Annotated in this window: 1 pseudogene; it reads right to left on the bottom strand. The window is 69.6% G+C overall.

Features of this window, described 5'->3' with window-relative positions:
• Positions 1-831 (bottom strand): annotated as a pseudogene (locus AC1D15_RS34415) (hypothetical protein); the annotation flags it as partial.
• Positions 832-966: the final 135 nt, after the last annotated feature.

The raw sequence follows: 966 nt of genomic DNA on the forward strand, positions 1-966 counted from the left end.
GCTCAGCTTGAAGGCCTTGTCGAGGTGGTCGCCGGCCTGCGCCTCCAGGTACTCCATCACCGGCAGCGCATCGGACAGCAGGCGCTGCTGCGGCGCCGAGATCTCGCCGGCCGAGAGCGCCTGCTCGCCCAGCGACATCGCCTGGCCGATCCGGTCGGCCAGCTCGGGAATGGCAGCGACCGCACCGGCCACGAGGCGGCCGGTCGTCAGGTCCGGGTCCTGGGACAGGCTGGACTGCTCCATCACGACGCGCAGCAGCGCCTGCTGGTCGGCGACGATCTGCGTGTAGCGCTCGTACAGTTCGGTCGGGTCCGCGCCGCGCGACGGCACGGCCGGCAACTCCGCGGCGAGGGCCTGGAACGGTGCGGCGGCGTCGAAGACCGGCTCGAGCGACCGGTGCGTGGCCTGCAGCCGGGCGAACAGTTGCCGGTAGTCCGCCTGGTCCTTCGGCCAGCTGCTCGCCGCGTCGAGCCCGGCGGCCTGCATCGCGCGCTGGCGCTGGCCTTGCGTGAAGCGCACCAGCGGCAGCGCGTCGCGCAGGTAGCGCACGCCCTGCAGCTCGCGCTCGATGGCGGCCGCCGCGGCCGCCATGTCGCGCAGGCAGACGGTGCCGAGCATCGTGATCGGCACCATGAACACCGCCGAGATCATCAAGGCCTTGATGTTGAACGAYAGGTGGCGGAACAGGCGGACGCCGGGCGCCCAGATGCCGTGGTAGCGGAAGAACTCGAACAGCCGGTCGCCGGGCGGACCACTGTCCATCGACACGCCGTGCTCGGCGGGGCGGACGGGCGTTGACAGGCCGTCGGCGGCGGGTGTCGCGGATGTCATGGGTGCTGCTTTCTGTTCCAAAGGATCACTCGTCGGAACGTTTTAGTCACCGACTGATGACAAATATCGCCGCCCGCGGCCATTTGGTGAACGCCTCATTTGTCAACGAATGACAACTGTCGGGGCCCTTGGCCC

This window comes from Rhizobacter sp. P2_H2 (genome assembly GCF_056403375.1).